The organism is Shewanella oncorhynchi (genome assembly GCF_012584455.1).
GTDB classification, from domain to species: domain Bacteria; phylum Pseudomonadota; class Gammaproteobacteria; order Enterobacterales; family Shewanellaceae; genus Shewanella; species Shewanella oncorhynchi.
In genome coordinates this window covers 32,235-50,063 of sequence record NZ_JABAEB010000018.1, presented here as the reverse complement: position 1 = coordinate 50,063, position 17,829 = coordinate 32,235, and the positions used below count along the sequence as shown (strand labels likewise).

17 protein-coding genes are annotated in these 17,829 nt (G+C 44.8%); 10 read left to right on the top strand and 7 right to left on the bottom strand.

Annotation, left to right across the window (positions count from 1 at the left end):
• Positions 1-19: 19 nt before the first annotated feature.
• Positions 20-1,573, top strand: a complete 1,554-nt coding sequence (locus HGO26_RS20765) for a POT-type proton-dependent oligopeptide transporter (protein ID WP_131524519.1) — start codon at positions 20-22, stop codon at positions 1,571-1,573.
• An 83-nt stretch (positions 1,574-1,656) separates the two neighbouring features.
• Here the strand turns inward: HGO26_RS20765 and mnmE are convergent, their stop codons facing one another.
• The 5 genes from mnmE to rpmH all read right to left on the bottom strand — a co-directional run bounded on the left by mnmE (position 1,657) and on the right by rpmH (position 5,487).
• Complete coding sequence (gene mnmE / locus HGO26_RS20760) at positions 1,657-3,018, bottom strand: tRNA uridine-5-carboxymethylaminomethyl(34) synthesis GTPase MnmE (RefSeq protein WP_168827623.1); 1,362 nt, start codon at positions 3,016-3,018, stop codon at positions 1,657-1,659.
• Between the two features lie 106 nt (positions 3,019-3,124).
• Positions 3,125-4,753 (bottom strand): membrane protein insertase YidC, encoded by a 1,629-nt coding sequence (gene yidC, locus HGO26_RS20755; RefSeq protein ID WP_105250801.1) that lies wholly within the window; start codon positions 4,751-4,753, stop codon positions 3,125-3,127.
• Positions 4,754-4,756: 3 nt separating this feature from the next.
• The gene (gene yidD / locus HGO26_RS20750) at positions 4,757-5,011 is read right to left on the bottom strand and encodes a membrane protein insertion efficiency factor YidD (RefSeq protein ID WP_006083829.1); all 255 of its coding nucleotides are present in this window, start codon (positions 5,009-5,011) and stop codon (positions 4,757-4,759) included.
• Positions 4,978-5,334 carry a ribonuclease P protein component gene (gene rnpA, locus HGO26_RS20745; RefSeq protein ID WP_105250802.1) on the bottom strand — a complete coding sequence of 119 codons (357 nt, stop codon included), beginning with the start codon at positions 5,332-5,334 and terminating at the stop codon, positions 4,978-4,980. Before rnpA ends, yidD begins: the two co-directional genes overlap by 34 nt.
• A gap of 15 nt (positions 5,335-5,349) precedes the next feature.
• The gene (rpmH, locus tag HGO26_RS20740; protein WP_006083827.1) at positions 5,350-5,487 is read right to left on the bottom strand and encodes a 50S ribosomal protein L34; all 138 of its coding nucleotides are present in this window, start codon (positions 5,485-5,487) and stop codon (positions 5,350-5,352) included.
• A gap of 445 nt (positions 5,488-5,932) precedes the next feature.
• Here rpmH and dnaA point away from each other — a divergent pair, with 445 nt between their 5' ends.
• From dnaA to gyrB, 4 genes are all read left to right on the top strand, one after another.
• A complete protein-coding gene (gene dnaA, locus HGO26_RS20735; RefSeq protein ID WP_113941415.1) occupies positions 5,933-7,321 on the top strand; it encodes a chromosomal replication initiator protein DnaA in 1,389 nt (462 codons plus the stop codon).
• Between the two features lie 19 nt (positions 7,322-7,340).
• Positions 7,341-8,441, top strand: coding sequence for a DNA polymerase III subunit beta (gene dnaN / locus HGO26_RS20730; protein ID WP_105250803.1), 1,101 nt, complete (start codon positions 7,341-7,343; stop codon positions 8,439-8,441).
• A 202-nt stretch (positions 8,442-8,643) separates the two neighbouring features.
• Positions 8,644-9,726: a DNA replication/repair protein RecF gene (recF, locus tag HGO26_RS20725; RefSeq protein WP_168827622.1), complete on the top strand. Its 1,083-nt coding sequence runs from the start codon at positions 8,644-8,646 to the stop codon at positions 9,724-9,726.
• Between the two features lie 16 nt (positions 9,727-9,742).
• Positions 9,743-12,160 carry a DNA topoisomerase (ATP-hydrolyzing) subunit B gene (gene gyrB / locus HGO26_RS20720; protein WP_113941413.1) on the top strand — a complete coding sequence of 806 codons (2,418 nt, stop codon included), beginning with the start codon at positions 9,743-9,745 and terminating at the stop codon, positions 12,158-12,160.
• Between the two features lie 110 nt (positions 12,161-12,270).
• Here gyrB and HGO26_RS20715 read toward each other — a convergent pair whose 3' ends face one another.
• Positions 12,271-12,933 carry a glutathione S-transferase family protein gene (locus tag HGO26_RS20715; protein WP_168827621.1) on the bottom strand — a complete coding sequence of 221 codons (663 nt, stop codon included), beginning with the start codon at positions 12,931-12,933 and terminating at the stop codon, positions 12,271-12,273.
• Between the two features lie 240 nt (positions 12,934-13,173).
• Here HGO26_RS20715 and HGO26_RS20710 point away from each other — a divergent pair, with 240 nt between their 5' ends.
• From HGO26_RS20710 to HGO26_RS20695, 4 genes are read left to right on the top strand one after another with little or no spacing between them, the layout of a single operon-like run.
• Positions 13,174-13,476 carry a c-type cytochrome gene (locus tag HGO26_RS20710; RefSeq protein WP_006083821.1) on the top strand — a complete coding sequence of 101 codons (303 nt, stop codon included), beginning with the start codon at positions 13,174-13,176 and terminating at the stop codon, positions 13,474-13,476.
• A 1-nt stretch (position 13,477) separates the two neighbouring features.
• Positions 13,478-14,704, top strand: coding sequence for a sulfite oxidase (locus HGO26_RS20705; RefSeq protein ID WP_168827620.1), 1,227 nt, complete (start codon positions 13,478-13,480; stop codon positions 14,702-14,704).
• Positions 14,704-15,087 (top strand): cytochrome C, encoded by a 384-nt coding sequence (locus tag HGO26_RS20700; RefSeq protein WP_105250809.1) that lies wholly within the window; start codon positions 14,704-14,706, stop codon positions 15,085-15,087. Before HGO26_RS20705 ends, HGO26_RS20700 begins: the two co-directional genes overlap by 1 nt.
• A complete protein-coding gene (locus HGO26_RS20695; RefSeq protein WP_168827618.1) occupies positions 15,084-15,419 on the top strand; it encodes a c-type cytochrome in 336 nt (111 codons plus the stop codon). The genes HGO26_RS20700 and HGO26_RS20695 overlap by 4 nt, the downstream gene beginning before the upstream one ends.
• Positions 15,420-15,513: 94 nt before the next feature.
• On the opposite strand, the gene HGO26_RS20690 is transcribed toward HGO26_RS20695, so the two are convergent.
• Positions 15,514-16,434: a 5-oxoprolinase subunit C family protein gene (locus HGO26_RS20690; protein WP_168827616.1), complete on the bottom strand. Its 921-nt coding sequence runs from the start codon at positions 16,432-16,434 to the stop codon at positions 15,514-15,516.
• Positions 16,435-16,767: 333 nt separating this feature from the next.
• Here HGO26_RS20690 and HGO26_RS20685 point away from each other — a divergent pair, with 333 nt between their 5' ends.
• Positions 16,768-17,808, top strand: coding sequence for an HDOD domain-containing protein (locus HGO26_RS20685; RefSeq protein ID WP_168827613.1), 1,041 nt, complete (start codon positions 16,768-16,770; stop codon positions 17,806-17,808).
• The last annotated feature ends 21 nt before the right edge of the window (positions 17,809-17,829 follow it).

The window sequence follows — 17,829 nt, the reverse complement described above, 5'->3', positions numbered from 1 at the left end:
AATTATAATAGGATTATCCATGACAACACCCGTAAATGCGCCCCAGTGGCCACGGCAAATTCCTTACATCATAGCCAGTGAAGCTTGTGAACGTTTTAGCTTTTACGGTATGCGGAATATTCTTACCCCATTCTTGATGACAGCACTTTTGTTGTCTATTCCAGAAGAACTGCGCGGAACTATGGCTAAGGATGTGTTCCATTCCTTTGTCATTGGAGTGTACTTTTTCCCGTTACTCGGTGGTTGGATTGCCGATCGTTTTTTCGGTAAATACAATACTATCTTATGGTTAAGTTTAATTTATTGTGTTGGTCATGCGTTTCTCGCTATTTTTGAACACAGTATTCAAGGGTTTTATACGGGATTATTTTTAATTGCGCTCGGATCGGGTGGGATTAAGCCCTTGGTTTCTTCCTTTATGGGTGATCAATTTGATCAAACCAATAAAACATTGGCGCAGAAAGCGTTTGATCTGTTTTATTTTACGATTAACTTTGGCTCCTTCTTCGCCTCGTTATCGATGCCATTACTATTGAAATATTATGGTGCTGCGGTCGCATTTGGGATCCCTGGTGTCTTAATGTTTATTGCAACTGTGTTCTTCTGGTTAGGCCGCAAACGCTATGTGCATATGCCACCTGAACCGAAAAATCCCCATGGTTTTTTACCCGTTATTCGTACCGCATTGCTCACTAAAATTGCTGGTCAAGCCAACATAGGTTTAGTGTTAGCTTTAGTTGGGATAATTTCTGCAGCGTATGCTTTAGTGAATATTCCAACCTTAGGTATCGTTGCTGGTTTGTGTTGTGCGTTAGTGCTTGTGATGGGATTTGTTGGCGCAGGGGCTTCATTGCAACTCGAACGGGCTAGGGGGATCCATCCGGATATCGCTGTTGATGGGGTACGCTCAGTACTACGGATCTTAATATTATTTGCGTTAGTGACTCCTTTTTGGTCTTTGTTCGATCAGAAAGCGTCCACTTGGATACTGCAAGCCAATGACATGTCTAAACCGGAATGGTTTGAACCCGCCATGATGCAAGCTTTAAACCCATTATTAGTTATGTTACTTATCCCATTTAATAACTTTGTGTTATATCCGGCGATTGAGCGTATGGGTATAAAGTTAACTGCTTTGCGTAAAATGGGGGCAGGGATTGCCATCACGGGCGTGAGTTGGATAGTCGTTGGTAGCATTCAATTGGTGATGGATGGCGGCTCGGTATTATCAATATTTTGGCAGATTGTGCCCTATGCTTTGCTCACCTTTGGTGAAGTATTAGTCTCTGCCACTGGGCTAGAGTTTGCCTACAGCCAAGCGCCTAAAGCCATGAAAGGCACTATCATGAGTTTTTGGACCTTATCGGTGACCGTCGGTAACTTATGGGTGTTACTGGCGAACGTCAGTGTGAAAAGTCCGGCTGTGACTGAGCAAATTGCCCAGACGGGGATCAGTATTACTGCATTTCAGATGTTTTTCTTCGCAGGTTTTGCCATCTTGGCGGCATTGATGTTTGCGCTTTATGCAAGATCCTATCAAATGCAAGATCATTACCGCCACGTCGAATCATGAGGATGGGTGGAAATATTCGGTTGTAGATAAAAAATCAGCCCATATTGTATGGGCTGATTTTATGGAAATAATATTAAGGTTAGTTATTTTCCGATACAGAAAGAGCTAAAAATTTTGCCTAAGAGATCATCTGAGGTGAAGCGGCCAGTGATTTCTGATAGTGCTAATTGGCACATGCGTAACTCTTCTGCCAGCAGTTCTCCTGCTAGATATACTTCTAATTGTTCTTTACCCAATTGCAGATGGCTTGCGGCGAGTTCAAGGGCTTCTAAGTGACGACGCCGGGCGATAAAGCCACCTTCGAGGTTACTCTGGTAGCCCATGAGTGATTTTAAATGCTGCTTTAACTGTTCAACACCTAAGCCCGTTTTAGCCGAGATCCGGTAAACACTATAACCTTGTTCCTCTGTCATCATTAAGTCTTCGCCAGTGAGATCGGCTTTATTGCGGATCACTGTCACACCTAAATTTGAGGGCAGGCGATCGACAAAGTCAGGCCAAATATCATAGGGATTAACGGCGGCAGTGGTGGTGCCATCAACCATAAATAACACCCGATCGGCACTGTTTATTTCATTCCAAGCGCGTTCTATACCAATTTGTTCAACGGTATCTGTCGTATCACGTAGGCCTGCGGTATCGATAATGTGCAGTGGCATGCCATCTAAGTGGATGTGCTCGCGTAATACATCCCGTGTTGTACCAGCAATTTCGGTAACGATAGCCGATTCTTTACCGGCTAAGGCGTTTAATAAGCTGGATTTTCCGGCGTTGGGACGACCCGCGATCACGACTTTCATGCCTTCGCGGATGATAGAACCTTGTTTAGCACTGGCTTGCACTAGGTCGAGTTTGTCGATGATTTTGTAGAGTGCATTGGCAATTTTACCATCACTTAAAAAGTCGACTTCTTCATCGGGGAAATCAATCGCAGCTTCTACATATAAACGTAGGTTAGTGACTTGATCCACCAGCTCATGAACTTCCTTAGAAAATTCACCCTGGAGTGATTGCAGCGCACTTTTAGCCGCTTGCTCACTGGTGGCATCGATAAGATCGGCAATCGCTTCGGCTTGGGTTAAGTCTAGCTTGTCGTTCATAAAGGCTTGTTCGCTGAACTCACCGGGTTTGGCTATTCGAATACCACCGACTTCCATTACACGTTTGATCAGCATGTCTAGAACGATTTGGCCGCCGTGGCCTTGAAGTTCCAATACATCTTCGCCGGTAAAGGAATTGGGTCCTTTAAAAAACAGCGCTATGCCTTGGTCGATTACTTGGCCTGTTGCACTTTTAAAGTCGCAATAATCGGCATATCTCGTTTTAGGAAGATGACCCAATACGGCCATAGCGACATCACTGGCCTTGTTGCCTGAAATTCGGATGATGCCAACGCCGCCACGTCCGGGCGCGGTGGCTTGAGCCACGATAGTGTCAGTTGTCACGGAAATACCCACCAAACTAATATCTACCAAATCATGTAAAGGAAAAGGCGGCTAATTAAGCCGCCTTTAGTATTATTTTCACTTTATGCTTTGCTAAAGGTAGGGCTTATTTTAAGCCTTTTTTCTCAAGACCTGCATAAATAATCTTCTGCTGCGTGATGGCAACTATGTTACCTACTAACCAGTACAGTACTAGACCTGATGGGAACCACAGGAAGAATACGGTAAAGATTACTGGCATCCATTGCATCATTTTCACTTGCATTGGATCCATTGTCGGCGCAATTGGTTGCATCTTCTGCATTACAAACATAGAGACGCCCATCAGCAGCGGCAGTATGTAGTAAGGATCTTGTACCGATAAATCGTGGATCCACAGCATAAATGGTGCATGACGTAATTCGAAGCTTTCTAGCAATACCCAGTATAAAGCAATGAAGATTGGCATCTGTAAAATAATAGGTAAACAGCCACCCATAGGGTTAACTTTTTCTTTCTTATACAGTTCCATCATGGCTTGACCCATCTTTTGACGGTCATCACCAAAGCGTTCTTTTAAATCTGTCAGCTTAGGTTGTAGGTTACGCATCTTCGCCATTGAGGTGTACTGTGCTTTTGTCAGCGGGAACAGTAAACCACGAACGGTTAACGTGATTAGAATAATTGCCACACCCCAGTTACCGACGAATGATTGATAGAACATCAATAGCCAGTGAATAGGAACCGCTAACCACCATAAGAAACCGTAATCGACCACTAGGTTTAAGGTTTCAGAAATCGCTGACAGTGCCGCTTGATCCTTAGGACCAACATAGAACTGTGAGCTAATTTCTTGGCTGGCACCAGGTGCAATATCGTATACCGCGCCGCGGAAACCAATATTAGCTAAACCGCCAGCACTGACACTAGAAAAAATAGTGTTGCTGTCAGTTGCGGGTGGCACCCAAGCTGAAACGAAATAGTGTTGTAACATGGCTGCCCAACCGCCTAAAGTGGCTTGGTTCAGGTTACTTTTGGCCATGTCGTCAAAGTTGTATTTTTCATAGCGCACATCATTCGTTGAGAACGCACCACCACGATAGGTAGGCATCATCATGCTGCTTTCAGATGGCTTGATCGTTTGTTTAATCTGACCGTACATCTGAACTTGCAGCGGTGCTGCTGAAGTGTTGTTGATTTTATAGTCAACATCTATGTTGAACTTACCGCGATGGAATACGAACACTTTAGTATAAGTCACACCATTGTCAGCGATATAAGTTAACGGTACTTCTAAGGTATCTTGGCCTTCGGCTAAGGTATATTCAGTTGCCGTTGTGCTAAATGCGGCACGGCCTTTTGCGCTGCTATCGATACCATCGCGACCAATTAGGCCGCTTTGAGCGATATAAGTGAAATCATTCGTTTGCTCAAGCAATACAAATGGTTGATCTTTCTCTAGTTCTTTTTTGTGCGAAACTAACGCAGCAAAAACGATGTCACCACCCACTGGATTGATCTGAATGTCTAACTGATCTGTTTTTACCGTAATCAGTTTGCTGTTTGCAGTAACTGCTGCAGCAGGAACACCTGTATCAGCTTCTGGAACATCGGCACTGTGCGAGCTTGCCGCGTTCGCCACTAAGGACGATTCGGTTGCAACGGGTTTAGGAGCTTTGTCTGCTTGCCACTGTTGCCACAGCAAAAAGCTGACAAACAGTAGTCCTATGAGCAATATATTGCGTTGAGATTCCATAGCCTATTTATTACACCTATCATTTTTAGGGGGGACGGGATCACTACCGCCGGGATGTAAAGGGTGACATTTTAATATGCGTTTCAATGCAAACCAACAACCTTTCGCGGTTCCATGCACTTTTATTGCTTCAATAGCGTAGTGAGAGCAGGTGGGATTGAAACGGCATCGAGGGCCCAGTATAGGGCTTATGAATACTTGATAGCCACGAATTAACGTGGTCGCTAGCCATTGTAGCGGCGACTGAGTTTGCGCCATAGCTTTTCTATCAATTTGTTGATTTCAGCGTTTTCCATTTCCATCACGCCATTTCTGACAAGCACAACAATATCAAGATGAGGAATGTCGTGTTGATTTAAGCGAAAACTATCTCTGATCACGCGCTTAATACGGTTACGTTGATTGGCGCGTTTTACATAGCGTTTAGCAACAGTAAGGCCCATACGCGGATGTTGTTCCGTGTTAGGAATAGCGAGCAAGGTAATTTCAGCAGAAGATGCTTTGATGGGATTGGAAAATACAGATTTAAATTGCGCGGGAGTTAACAAACGTAACTCCCGCGAAAAGGTATAGCTAGTCAACTAGTTACCCACTTATTAAGCAGATAAACGAGCGCGACCTTTCGCACGACGACGTGCAAGCACCTTACGGCCGCCTACAGTAGCCATACGAGCGCGGAAGCCGTGAGAACGCTTGCGCTTCAGGTTGCTAGGTTGAAAAGTACGTTTACTCATGATGGCAATCCGTCTTTGTTATTAGTGAACATATCCTTATCTCTAGGATAGAGGTAAGGGCAAAAAAGAGGCCGAATTGTAATCACAATACTTAGTCACGTCAACAACGAAAGTAAGTAAGTGCTTTATTTCTGCCAGCGTATCCTTAGATCAATCCCCAGAATACACCATAAGATGTGGATAACTCTGTGCACGGACACTACATGTAGTAGTGCAGGGGATCTTCGAGCCGATCGAAGGGGCGCCATTATAGATCAATGTGGATCGCTTAATAAAGCAGGATTTGCGGTTAGTGCTGAATAAAAGGATCGTTTTGGATCTTTGATGATCGAGGATATCCACATAGAATGATCTCGCTGGGGATAAATATTTTTTAAGGATAGCGATCCTTGAGATCTCGCTATAGAATACACCTCTTTTTTGATGATCTTTTGGGGATAACTAAGTGGCTGTTTCACTTTGGCAACAATGTATCGGACGACTGCAAGATGAGCTTTCTGCTCAGCAGTTCAGTATGTGGATCAGACCGTTACAAGCCGAAATGGATGGAGATACTCTGGTGCTTTATGCGCCCAACCGCTTCGTGCTTGATTGGGTCAGAGATAAGTACATCAATATCATTAATCAGTTCTTTACTGAGCAAATGGGTAGCGACGCGCCTAAATTGCGTTTCGATATCGGTAGTCGTCCTTCGGCGAAAAAGCCAAGTGTACCGGCACCGATTGCGCCAACTCGAGCACCCAATACTCAAACGAAAGCGACTGTGGGCACGACCTTTAATGTCCAAGCCGAGCCTATGGCGAACGCGAATCACCGCAGTAACATCAATCCGAGCTACCAGTTTGATAACTTTGTAGAAGGTAAGTCTAACCAATTAGGTAAGGCTGCGGCGTTACAAGTGGCTGAAAATCCGGGTGGTGCTTATAACCCACTATTTTTATATGGCGGAACAGGTCTAGGTAAGACTCACTTGTTGCACGCTGTCGGTAACGGGATCATTAAAAATAATCCTAATGCCAAAGTGGTTTACATGCATTCCGAGCGTTTTGTCCAGGACATGGTTAAAGCGCTGCAAAACAATGCGATCGAAGAATTTAAACGTTACTACCGTAGCGTCGATGCTTTGTTTATCGATGATATTCAATTTTTTGCCAATAAAGACAGATCCCAAGAAGAATTCTTTCATACCTTCAATGCGCTGCTTGAAGGTAATCACCAAATTATTTTGACTTCAGATCGTTATCCAAAAGAGATCGACGGTGTTGAAGACAGATTGAAGTCGCGTTTTGGTTGGGGTTTAACCGTGGCCATTGAGCCACCAGAGTTAGAAACCCGCGTAGCGATCTTGATGCGTAAAGCTCAAGAGAGCGGCATTAACTTGCCCGATGAAGTGGCTTTCTTTATTGCTAAGCGTTTACGTTCAAACGTGCGCGAGCTAGAAGGGGCGTTAAACCGCGTTATCGCCAACGCAAACTTCACGGGTCGGCCAATTACTATTGATTTTGTTCGTGAAGCCTTACGTGACCTCTTGGCACTTCAAGAAAAATTAGTCACTATAGACAATATTCAGAAAACCGTAGCTGAATACTACAAGATCAAGATGGCTGATATGTTGTCTAAGCGTCGTTCACGCAGTGTCGCGCGCCCAAGGCAAGTGGCAATGGCGTTATCCAAAGAATTAACTAACCAAAGCTTGCCGGAAATTGGTGATGCTTTTGGTGGTCGAGATCACACCACAGTGTTGCATGCCTGTCGTAAGATTGCTCAGCTACGGGAAGAGAGCCACGACATTAAAGAAGATTATGCTAATTTGATTAGAACCTTATCTTCTTAAAACAAGGAATTTGGACACGATGAAATTCTCAATTGATAGGGATGCCCTATTAAAGCCGTTGCAATTGGTGTGTGGTGCGGTAGAAAGACGCCATAACTTGCCCATTTTGTCTAACCTCCTTGTAGAAGTAAGTGGTCACTCACTTAAGCTGACTGGTACAGATTTAGAAGTCGAACTCGTGGGCCAAGCTGTGGTTCACGGTGATATCGAAGAAGGTCGTACTACGGTTCCAGCGAAGAAACTGCTCGATATTGTTAAGTCTTTGCCAGAACAAAGCGAACTGAAAGTCGAACAACAAGATAATAAATGGTTGCTGCGCTCAGGCCGTAGCCGTTTTTCCTTAGCGACTTTGCCCGCAGAAGAATACCCTAACGTTGAAGCCTTCCAAGCTGAGATTGAATTTAGCTTAAAGCAGGGCGTGTTGAAGTCGATTATCGACTCGACGCAGTTTTCGATGGCTAACCAAGATGTACGCTATTACCTCAACGGTTTATTGTTTGAAACTGAAGGTAATGTGTTGCGTGCGATAGCGACCGACGGCCATCGTTTAGCCTTAAGTCATCGTACGATTGAAGCACAATTACCAGAAAAACAAGTCATTGTGCCCCGTAAAGGCGTAATTGAAATGGCGCGCTTATTGGAGTCTGACGATCTCGATATCACCATTGCTATTGGTGATAATGCTATTCGTGCCACCACGGCTAACACAGTATTTACCAGTAAATTAGTCGATGGTCGCTTCCCTGATTATCGCCGTGTATTGCCAAAGGGCGGTGATAAAATTGTGATTGCGAGTCGTAATCATCTGAAGCAAGCGCTGACGCGGGCTTCTATTTTATCCAATGAAAAATTCCGTGGTGTGCGTATTCAACTCGAAAATGGTCTGCTCAAGATCACTGCTAATAATCCTGAACAGGAAGAAGCGGAAGAAATCATTGATGTGGAATACAACAATCAGGCCTTAGAAATTGGTTTTAACGTCAGTTACTTACTGGACGTGCTCAACAACCTTAAGTCCGATGATGTGCGTATCACGCTTATTGATGGTAACTCCAGCGCCCTAATCGAAAACCATTTGGAAGAAGATTCCATGTATGTGGTTATGCCGATGCGCTTATAAACCATCGATTTTTTACGTTACCCGTGTCTGTACCTCTGTCTTCGATGTCTATGCCGCTTAACGGCGGCATAGTGTTTAATGCACAGCATTGGCCATTCCTTCACTCATTTACCGATAGCCTTAGCCTGTGGCAGCGATTGAGTTGCTCATTAAGTGCTATGAATCCTTGCCTACGCCGTTTACGCGGCTTAATGAGTAATGCATGAGCCTGACCCGTCTCAATATTGAAGCGTTTCGCAACATTCAGTCCGCACAGTTAATCCCCGCTCTTGGGATTAACGTGATTTATGGTCAAAATGGCAGCGGAAAAACCAGTATTTTAGAAGCCATTTATTTCCTCGGTATGGGGCGCTCTTTTCGCAGCCATTTATCCCAACGAGTGATTAATCACGATGACGATAAATTAACGCTATTTGCGACTTTAAATTTAGCGCGCGGTGACAGTAAAATTGGTTTACGCCGATTTCGCAATGGTGAGACGGAAGTGAAAATCGACGGCGAAAAAGTTAAACGTCTGTCGACATTAGCCGAAGCTTTACCTATTCAAGTGATCACACCTGAAAGCTTTTCTTTACTGTTTGAAGGCCCAAAATCCCGTCGACAATTTATCGATTGGGGCGCATTTCATGCTGACCCACAGTTTTATGGCGCTTGGACGAATGTTCGTCGCGTTCTTAAACAAAGAAATCAATTGCTTAGAAACGGTTCGGCTTACAGTCATATTCAATTTTGGGACCAAGAGTTTGTGCGCTATGCCGAGCAGGTCACCGAAATACGAAACCATTATGTAGACTCGTTAAATGAGCTACTTAAGGGTATAATCGGGGAGTTTTTACCGAGTGTCGATGTGAAGGTTTCATTTACGCGCGGCTGGGATAGTAAAACGGATTTTGCAGAACTACTCGAAAACCAATATTCCAGAGATTTGGCCACAGGTCATACCGTCAGCGGTCCCCATAAAGCTGACCTTAGACTTCGTGTAGGCACTTTGCCGGCGCAGGATGCCCTGTCCCGTGGTCAATTGAAATTATTAGTCTGTGCACTGCGTATTGCACAGGGAAAGTTGCTCAAACAACAAATAGATAAAAACAGTATTTATCTTGTGGATGATCTTCCGTCCGAGTTGGATGCACAGCATAGGCAGCTATTGCTTAAGCAGTTAACGGATACCGGAGCACAAGTTTTTGTGACCGCCATTGATCCTGCTGCAATAGTCGATTCGTTACACACGCCTCCCAGTAGGATGTTTCATGTGGAACAGGGACGTGTAACGGTAATTGAATAACCATTGAGAGAATAATATGTCAGAGAATAGTTACGATTCTTCGAGTATTAAGGTCCTTAAGGGCCTTGATGCAGTACGTAAGAGACCTGGGATGTATATTGGTGACACCGACGACGGTACGGGTCTACATCATATGGTGTTCGAAGTAGTCGATAACTCTATCGATGAAGCCTTAGCCGGCCACTGTAGCGATATTACGATTACTATCCATGTAGATGGTTCGGTTTCTGTTAAGGATGACGGCCGTGGTATTCCGGTCTCTATCCATGAGGAAGAAGGCGTATCGGCGGCAGAAGTTATTATGACGGTATTGCATGCCGGCGGTAAGTTCGACGATAACTCCTATAAAGTGTCTGGCGGTCTCCACGGCGTGGGTGTATCGGTTGTAAACGCTTTATCTAAAAAGCTGCAAATGACCATTCGTCGTGCTGGCAAAGTATACGAGCAGTTTTATACTCACGGTGTGCCTGATGCGCCGATCAAAGAGATTGGTGATGCAACCAAAACCGGTACCGAAATCCGTTTTTGGCCAAGTGAAGATACCTTCAGCGATGTTGAATTTCACTTTGAAATTCTGGCAAAGCGCGTGCGTGAACTGTCTTTCCTTAACTCAGGCGTGGGTATCCGTCTGGTTGATGAACGTGACAATAAAAATGAATTCTTTAAATACGAAGGCGGTATTAGCGCATTCGTCGATTACCTGAACCGTAACAAAACCCCAGTCAACAAAGATGTATTCCACTTTATGCAAGAGCGTGAAGATGGCATTACCGTTGAAGTGGCTATGCAGTGGAATGACGGTTATCAAGAAAATATTTTCTGTTTTACCAACAACATCCCACAGCGTGATGGTGGTACTCACTTAGTCGGTTTCCGTAGTGCGTTGACACGTAACCTCAACAGCTACATGGAAAACGAAGGCTATAACAAGAAAGGCAAAACCAGCGCGACTGGCGACGATGCCCGCGAAGGCTTGACTGCCGTTATCTCTGTTAAAGTGCCAGATCCTAAGTTCAGCTCGCAAACCAAAGACAAACTGGTTTCTAGTGAAGTGAAAACCGCGGTTGAACAAACCATGGGTGAGAAGCTGAACGATTATCTGCTGGAAAACCCAGCTGATGCGAAGTTGATCGTCGGTAAGATTGTCGATGCGGCCCGTGCCCGTGAAGCGGCGCGTAAAGCTCGTGAAATGACCCGTCGTAAAGGCGCACTCGATTTAGGTGGTTTGCCAGGTAAGCTGGCCGATTGCCAAGAAAAAGATCCTGGTCTTTCAGAAATTTACATAGTGGAAGGTGACTCTGCTGGCGGTAGCGCTAAGCAGGGACGTAACCGTAAGAACCAAGCGATTTTGCCACTGAAAGGTAAAATTCTAAACGTTGAGAAGGCCCGCTTCGATAAGATGTTGTCTTCTCAAGAAGTGGCCACACTGATCACGGCGCTTGGCTGTGGTATTGGTCGCGACGAATATAACCCAGATAAAACCCGTTATCACAACATCATCATCATGACGGATGCTGACGTCGACGGCTCGCACATTCGTACTTTGCTGTTGACCTTCTTCTTCCGTCAAATGCCTGAATTGATTGAACGTGGTTATGTGTATATTGCTCAACCGCCTTTATTTAAAGTGAAAAAGGGCAAGCAAGAACAGTATTTGAAAGATGAGCCAGCATTGACTCAATACCTCACGACTCAAGCATTGGATGGCACTGTTGTGTATCCAACGCAAGGTGCGATTGGTATGTCAGGTGAGCCGTTAGAGCGTTTAGTGACTCAGTATCGTGAAGTGGAAGCCATTGTGGCTCGTTTAGAGCAGCGCTATCCAACGCACATTACTAACCGTATGCTTTACCACCCAATGATCACCAACGAGATGTTGGCCGATGAAGGCAAGATGAAAGAGTGGATCGATGCCTTTATCCATGAGCTGGTGGAAATGGAAAACAGCGGTGTACTGTATTCTGCTGAGCCGATTCTCGATCCTGAGCGTAAAGTGTATCTGCCTAAGATCACCATTCGTAAACACGGTATCGATACTAACTATCTGTTTACTTATGACTTCTTCCAATCAAGCGATTATCAACGTATCGGTAAGTTAGGTGCGGCGTTAGATGGCATGATTGAAGAAGGCGGCTATGTACAACGCGGCGATCGTGTTAAAGAAGTCGGCAGCTTCCTCGAAGCGCTAGATTGGACGATTTCTGAAGCCAAACGCGGCTTATACATTCAACGTTATAAAGGATTGGGTGAGATGAACCCTGAGCAATTGTGGGAAACTACAATGGATCCTGAATCACGCCGTATGTTGCAAGTCACGATTGATGATGCCGTGGGTGCCGATCAGTTGTTCACTTGTTTGATGGGTGATCAAGTTGAACCTCGTCGTGAGTTCATCGAAGCGAACGCATTGAACGTGGCTAACTTAGACGTTTAATGCTAGATGTATAATATTAGACGTGTAATGCGCGTTAAGACTCGCGTTAGTACGTGAATGATTAAGGGAAAGCCAAGGCTTTCCCTTTTTTATCTCTATGATTTATCTCTTTATCGATCAATACCCGCTTCATCCGCTGCAACAATTTCAGTCTCTGCTTTAGCCGCATTAATCCACGCCTGCATTTCCGGACAGCTGATCACATGCTGCATATAGGCATGGCTTGCCTGCGAGACTTCAATATCGTAGGTAAGAAAACGCATAACCACAGGGGCAAACATCATGTCGGCAATCGACCATTGGCCAAATAACCAAGTACCTTCGGAATTTAATGGAGCAAACTCGGCCATCTGTGCTGACCAAATCGCATCGATGCGCTCAATGTCTTTGCGGACCGCATCAGTGAGCTCAACATAGCGCCTCGCGCGTATGTTCATTGGTAGAGCGTTACGCACGGCATTAAAGCCTGAATGCATTTCACTGGCAATCGATCTAGCCTTGGCTTTTTGTTTAGGATCTTGCGGCCATGCGCTACCTGCAAGATAGGTGTCGTTGAGGTATTCACAAATTGATAGTGAATCCCATACCCTAATGTCACCATCGACTAATGTCGGTACTTTTAACGTCGGCGAAATGGCTTTGAGTTGCTGATAGAAGCTGTTGGTATCGAGTTGCAGTAATACTTCGTTGAACGGTACGCCAGATTTTTCGGCCATAAACCAAGCCCGCAGTGACCAGCTAGAGTAGTTTTTATTGCCAATATAAAGATCCATTGTTTGTCCTTGAGTGAAATGCCGAGTGTTTCTGCAAAGCTACTATATGGACTCATTCCACCTATGACTAATGAATATTTTACCCTTTCTACATCCGCTAATACGCGTCATTTATCTTGAGCTTACGAGTCACTTTTATTGAATTTAAACGACCCACAGCATTGAGATAATTTAACCATATCTTAATTACTTTGTTCGATGGATTCTGTCGAGATAAAGGCTAATTGGCGAGATAAATGGATGTGGCAGCGAGTGATTTACCCCGTAAGTGCATTGATTTTTATGCTATCGGCGGTGGCAAACGCCGATGAGGCAAATAAGTTATTGAATATGTGTAAGGCCTGTCATGGCGAGTCCGGTGTGAGTCGTTTTGAGCATATTCCTAATATCGGATGGCAAAACTCAGAATACCTATTGAAGCAACTGCGAGCCTTTAAGGCGGGGAATCGCCAAGATCCCACTATGACTAAAGTCGCCCAACTCTTGACTGAGGCTGATATGCAGCTGATGGCGGATTACTTTTACCTCGGAAAGGATAAATAACATGGATCTTAATCGTCGGGTTTTTATTAAAGGTGCGGTAGCGACTTCTGTTTTATCTGCCTTACCCGTTAAGTGGGTATTTGCCGATCAGCTTCCCGCAGAGGTCATTCCTCTGGATATATCAGCATTAACTTGGACTAAGGGTGAGGACTTGCCGAGTTATTTCAAAGTGTTAAACACTCATCCACTGAATGCGTTTCCGCCGGAGCATAAGCTCGCTCCAGCTGTGACGCCTGCCGATGCCTCGTTTATCCGTTGGAATGGCATAGTGCCTGACTTTAAGGCGTTAGATGCTAAAACTTGGACTTTTCAAGTGGATGGTGAGTCTGTTATCACCCCAAAAACCTACACAATTGATGAACTTAAGCGTCGCTTTAAGCATTACACATTGCAGTTGCTGATTGAATGTGGCGGCAATAGTCGCTCTGGCTTTTTTCCTAGTACTAAGGGTAATCAGTGGAATAATGCTGGCGTATTTTGCTCCGAGTGGACAGGTGTCTTAGTGAGTGATGTGCTTAAGGATTGTGGTATTAAAGCTGATGCTGTTTACACAGGCCACCACGGTGTTGATCGGCATTTGAGCGGCAAAGGTGAGGCGATTTCACGCGGCGTACCAATAAAGGCGGCGCTCGAAGAGCTTGGGCTTATTGCATGGTCGATGAATGGTGAGGACATTCCTTATCTACATGGATATCCCTTACGTATTGTGTTTGGTGGACGGCCAGGCTCCGTTTCGCAAAAAGCGGCGACGGGGATCAGTGTGCGTAATAAAGTCCATGATGGACATAAAATGGAAGCACCAGCGTATCAACTCCCTAAATATCCTATAGCGCCAGGAGAGTCCGTTGATGATAAAGACTATAAAATCATTGAAGAAATGATAGTGAAGTCATTGATCACTCAACCCCAATCTGGAACCGAATTAGCTGTGGGTCAAAAGATGACTATCGCAGGCCATGCTTGGGCGGGATTGCGGGAAGTGGTTAAGGTGGAAGTAAGCTACGATTATGGCACCCGTTGGTTTGCCGCTGAATTAGAAAAACCTAAAAACATAACAGCATGGCAGCAATGGAAGATTGAATTGCAATTACCGTCGCAGGGCTATTATGAAATCTGGGCCAAAGCAACCGATAGTGAAGGTGATAGTCAGCCTGTCGTACAACCGCAATGGAATCCTAAGGGATATATGTTTAACGGCTGCCACCGTATTGCCGTTAGGGTGGTGTGATGAAGTCACATATCAATAAACTGATATTGCTTGGGTTAGTGGCATCCAGTATTTCGCTAGCTGCTGAGTATCCAGTGGACCCTAAATCGGGTTTGATCATGGCTCCTGGCTGGGAGTTAGTGAACTATCAATGTAATGCTTGCCATACCAGTATGATAGTCGTGCAAAACCACGGCGATAAAGCCTTTTGGAAAGAGACTTTGCAGTGGATGATAGACACTCAGGGTTTATGGGACTTGTCGGATACTTGGGAGCCCACCTTGAGTTATCTAAGCACTCATTATGGGCAGGCTGAAATGGATATGACGATCTTCAGACGTCTACCTTTAGAACCGAGCCTGCAGCCTGTGCTAGTTAAACCTTTCCCTAAGGAGCCAAAATGAAAGCGATTATCATAAGTTTGATTGCACTATGTGGCTTATCCACAGAGGTTAATGGAGAGGTTTATCAAGCAGATATAGAGCGAGGTCAGGCATTGGCTACAGCACAGTGTGAGTCATGCCATGGCAATGCGGTGATCGCTATGGCCAAGCAATTCCCAAACTTAAAGGGACAAAAATTAGCTTATCTTAATAAACAGCTCGTCGATTTTAAAACCGGTTTACGACTCGATCCTTTGATGCAATCACAAGTCAGCGCGTTAAGTTCTGAGCAATTACAAGATGTGGCGCTGTTTTATAGCCTGCTAGTTACACCGAAGCTAAGTGCGAATTAGCGCGAGTATATAGTGTGTTATTTGAATTAAACCTATATGGGCTTTAGTTGGGATACGGGGTGATATTTTGTAGATTTGATTATGCAGTGGTTCGTTAACCTAGGCTACGTTGTAGTCGGTAGAAGTAATCATGCCATTCCGCTTGCGCCGTTGCCGCTTGTTCATCATCAACCAATTCGAACTTAACTGTCTGCCCTGGGCGAGTTTGCGCGAGTTTCCATAGATCGGCTTCAATAATCACGGCGATTTGAGGATGATTGCTGGTGGTCTTAGCATCGGCAAGTAACACTAAAGGTTGCCCCGAAGCTGACACTTGAATGACTCCGGGCTTGACTGTATGGGATTGAACGGGAAATGGTTTTGCTAAGGTCAATATTTCCCCGTTGAGTATTGCACTTGCCCGATTGCTTTCTGCCGAAAGTTGCCACTGTGTTTGCCAGAATGTTTGCTGCGATTTCAACGAGAAGGCTTGGGTGTGCTTTGTTGCGAGTGCGCGAATATGCCCATTCCAACTTTTTTGAATTGCGCCAACTTGCCTTCTTAGTGGATGAGCGGAACCTAAGGTCAGGCTATCGCCAGCTTCTAATGCGCGGCCATGAAATCCACCGATACCTGAGGTTAAATCAGTTGCAGCAGAATCCATCACTAACGGCACTTTAACACCGCCGTCAACCGCAACATAGGCACGCATGCCTTTATTTCCCCCTCTAAGACTGAGTTTTTGTCCTGCCTTAATGGAGTAACGCCAGCCGCAAACTATGGGTTTATTGTCTATGCGGGCATCGAAATCGGCACCCGTTAAGGCAATCCAAGCATCGCGTTTAAACAAAAAAATCGATTGTCCGAAGGTCAATTCCAGTACGGGTGTATTGTCTGGATTTGAGAGTAGGCGGTTTGCTAAACACAGTGCAGGTCTATCTAAGGCACCGGCTTGGGTTACGCCTAAATGTCGATATCCCATGCGTCCGATATCTTGAACTGTGGTTAGTGCACCCGCTTTTATTACCTCGATCATCAAATTTTCCGTTGTTAGCTCGCGAGTAGATTGTTAATCACTTAAAGGGAGACAAAATACGTATCCCTTTATGAATTGTCGGCATATTGTCGGTTAAATGATGCTGAAATGTAAGTTTTTTGAGGTTTCAACTTGTAACCAAGATTGTCTTTGTAAAAGCAGTAATGGTGGGATAGAAGAAGTCCGAAATGAATTGAATATGTTACACTTAAGCTAAGTATTAGCCTGTCTACAATGTCTTAATACATGGCTTGAGCTGATCAAAATGGATTTATGATGGGCAATATTTAACTGACTTTTTAACAATTATTTATAATGACAGGTTGATGCTTCTTGATTAAATCACTTTTTAATAAACTCTTTAATATTCGCGATACGGCGACCGTTGAGAGACCCAAAAGTTTTTCAACGACGGACTTAGGTAAGTCGCTTGAACCTGCGCGAAAGCCAGCTAAACCTCTCGAAGACATTAGTGTGGTATCTGTGGATTTATCTGCACTCTTTTATAGTTTGTTATTTCCGACACGGGTTAAGGACACTGGCGGTGTAGCCAATAATCTTGAACGTCGAGTCATGACGGAGATAGAGCAGGCCTTGGCATCGCCACAAGTGATCGCCGAAAAAGTGTTAAAACTGCCGTCAAAAGTATTGGAGTTAGATCGTAAGCTGGCTGACCCACAGTTTGATATTAAGGCTCTATTAGCACTTATCGAGCGTGATCCTTTACTGAGTGTGGAGGTGCTTAAGCTGTGCAATTCCCCTGCGTTTAAACGTAGCGATAGGGATATCACCAGTTTACAACAGGCTTTGGTACAGCTTGGTCGTGAACAGCTGAGAAAGTTTGTCACCACTTGCCTAGTGCGTGAAATGTTAGATATCAAACCAATTTATTTCCGTCGTTTTGGGGCTGAAATTTGGCGCCATTCGATGCAGGTCGCTTTTCTTGCCAGTGAGTTAAGCGATGAAGATCAAGATACAGCTTTTTTATTGGGCCTATTGCACGATGTCGGCAAGTTGGCTATTTTTAAAATGCTCCTCGATGCATTTGTGCTGGCGGAGCCGGGAGAGCAGCCTAATTCTGGGTTATTTAGACAAGTTATGACTACCAAATCGTTAACCTTGAGTTCATTGCTTGCTAAGCATTGGCAGTTACCTAATACCTTTGAAACAGAATTAGACAGGCTCGCCACTGTGAACTCGCGTCCTCAAGCGGGGCTTGCTGCAGTGGTATGGCGGGCGAATGTGATCAGCGAGATTTCTATGCTGCATCAAGCAGGGCAATTATCCCCTGAGATACTGGCGAATTTACTGCAGCAAGTTAACTTGGAACGGACCCAATTTGATGGCTTACATCAAAAGCTGCTGCAGTTCTGATTGGGTAATTTAATACGTTTG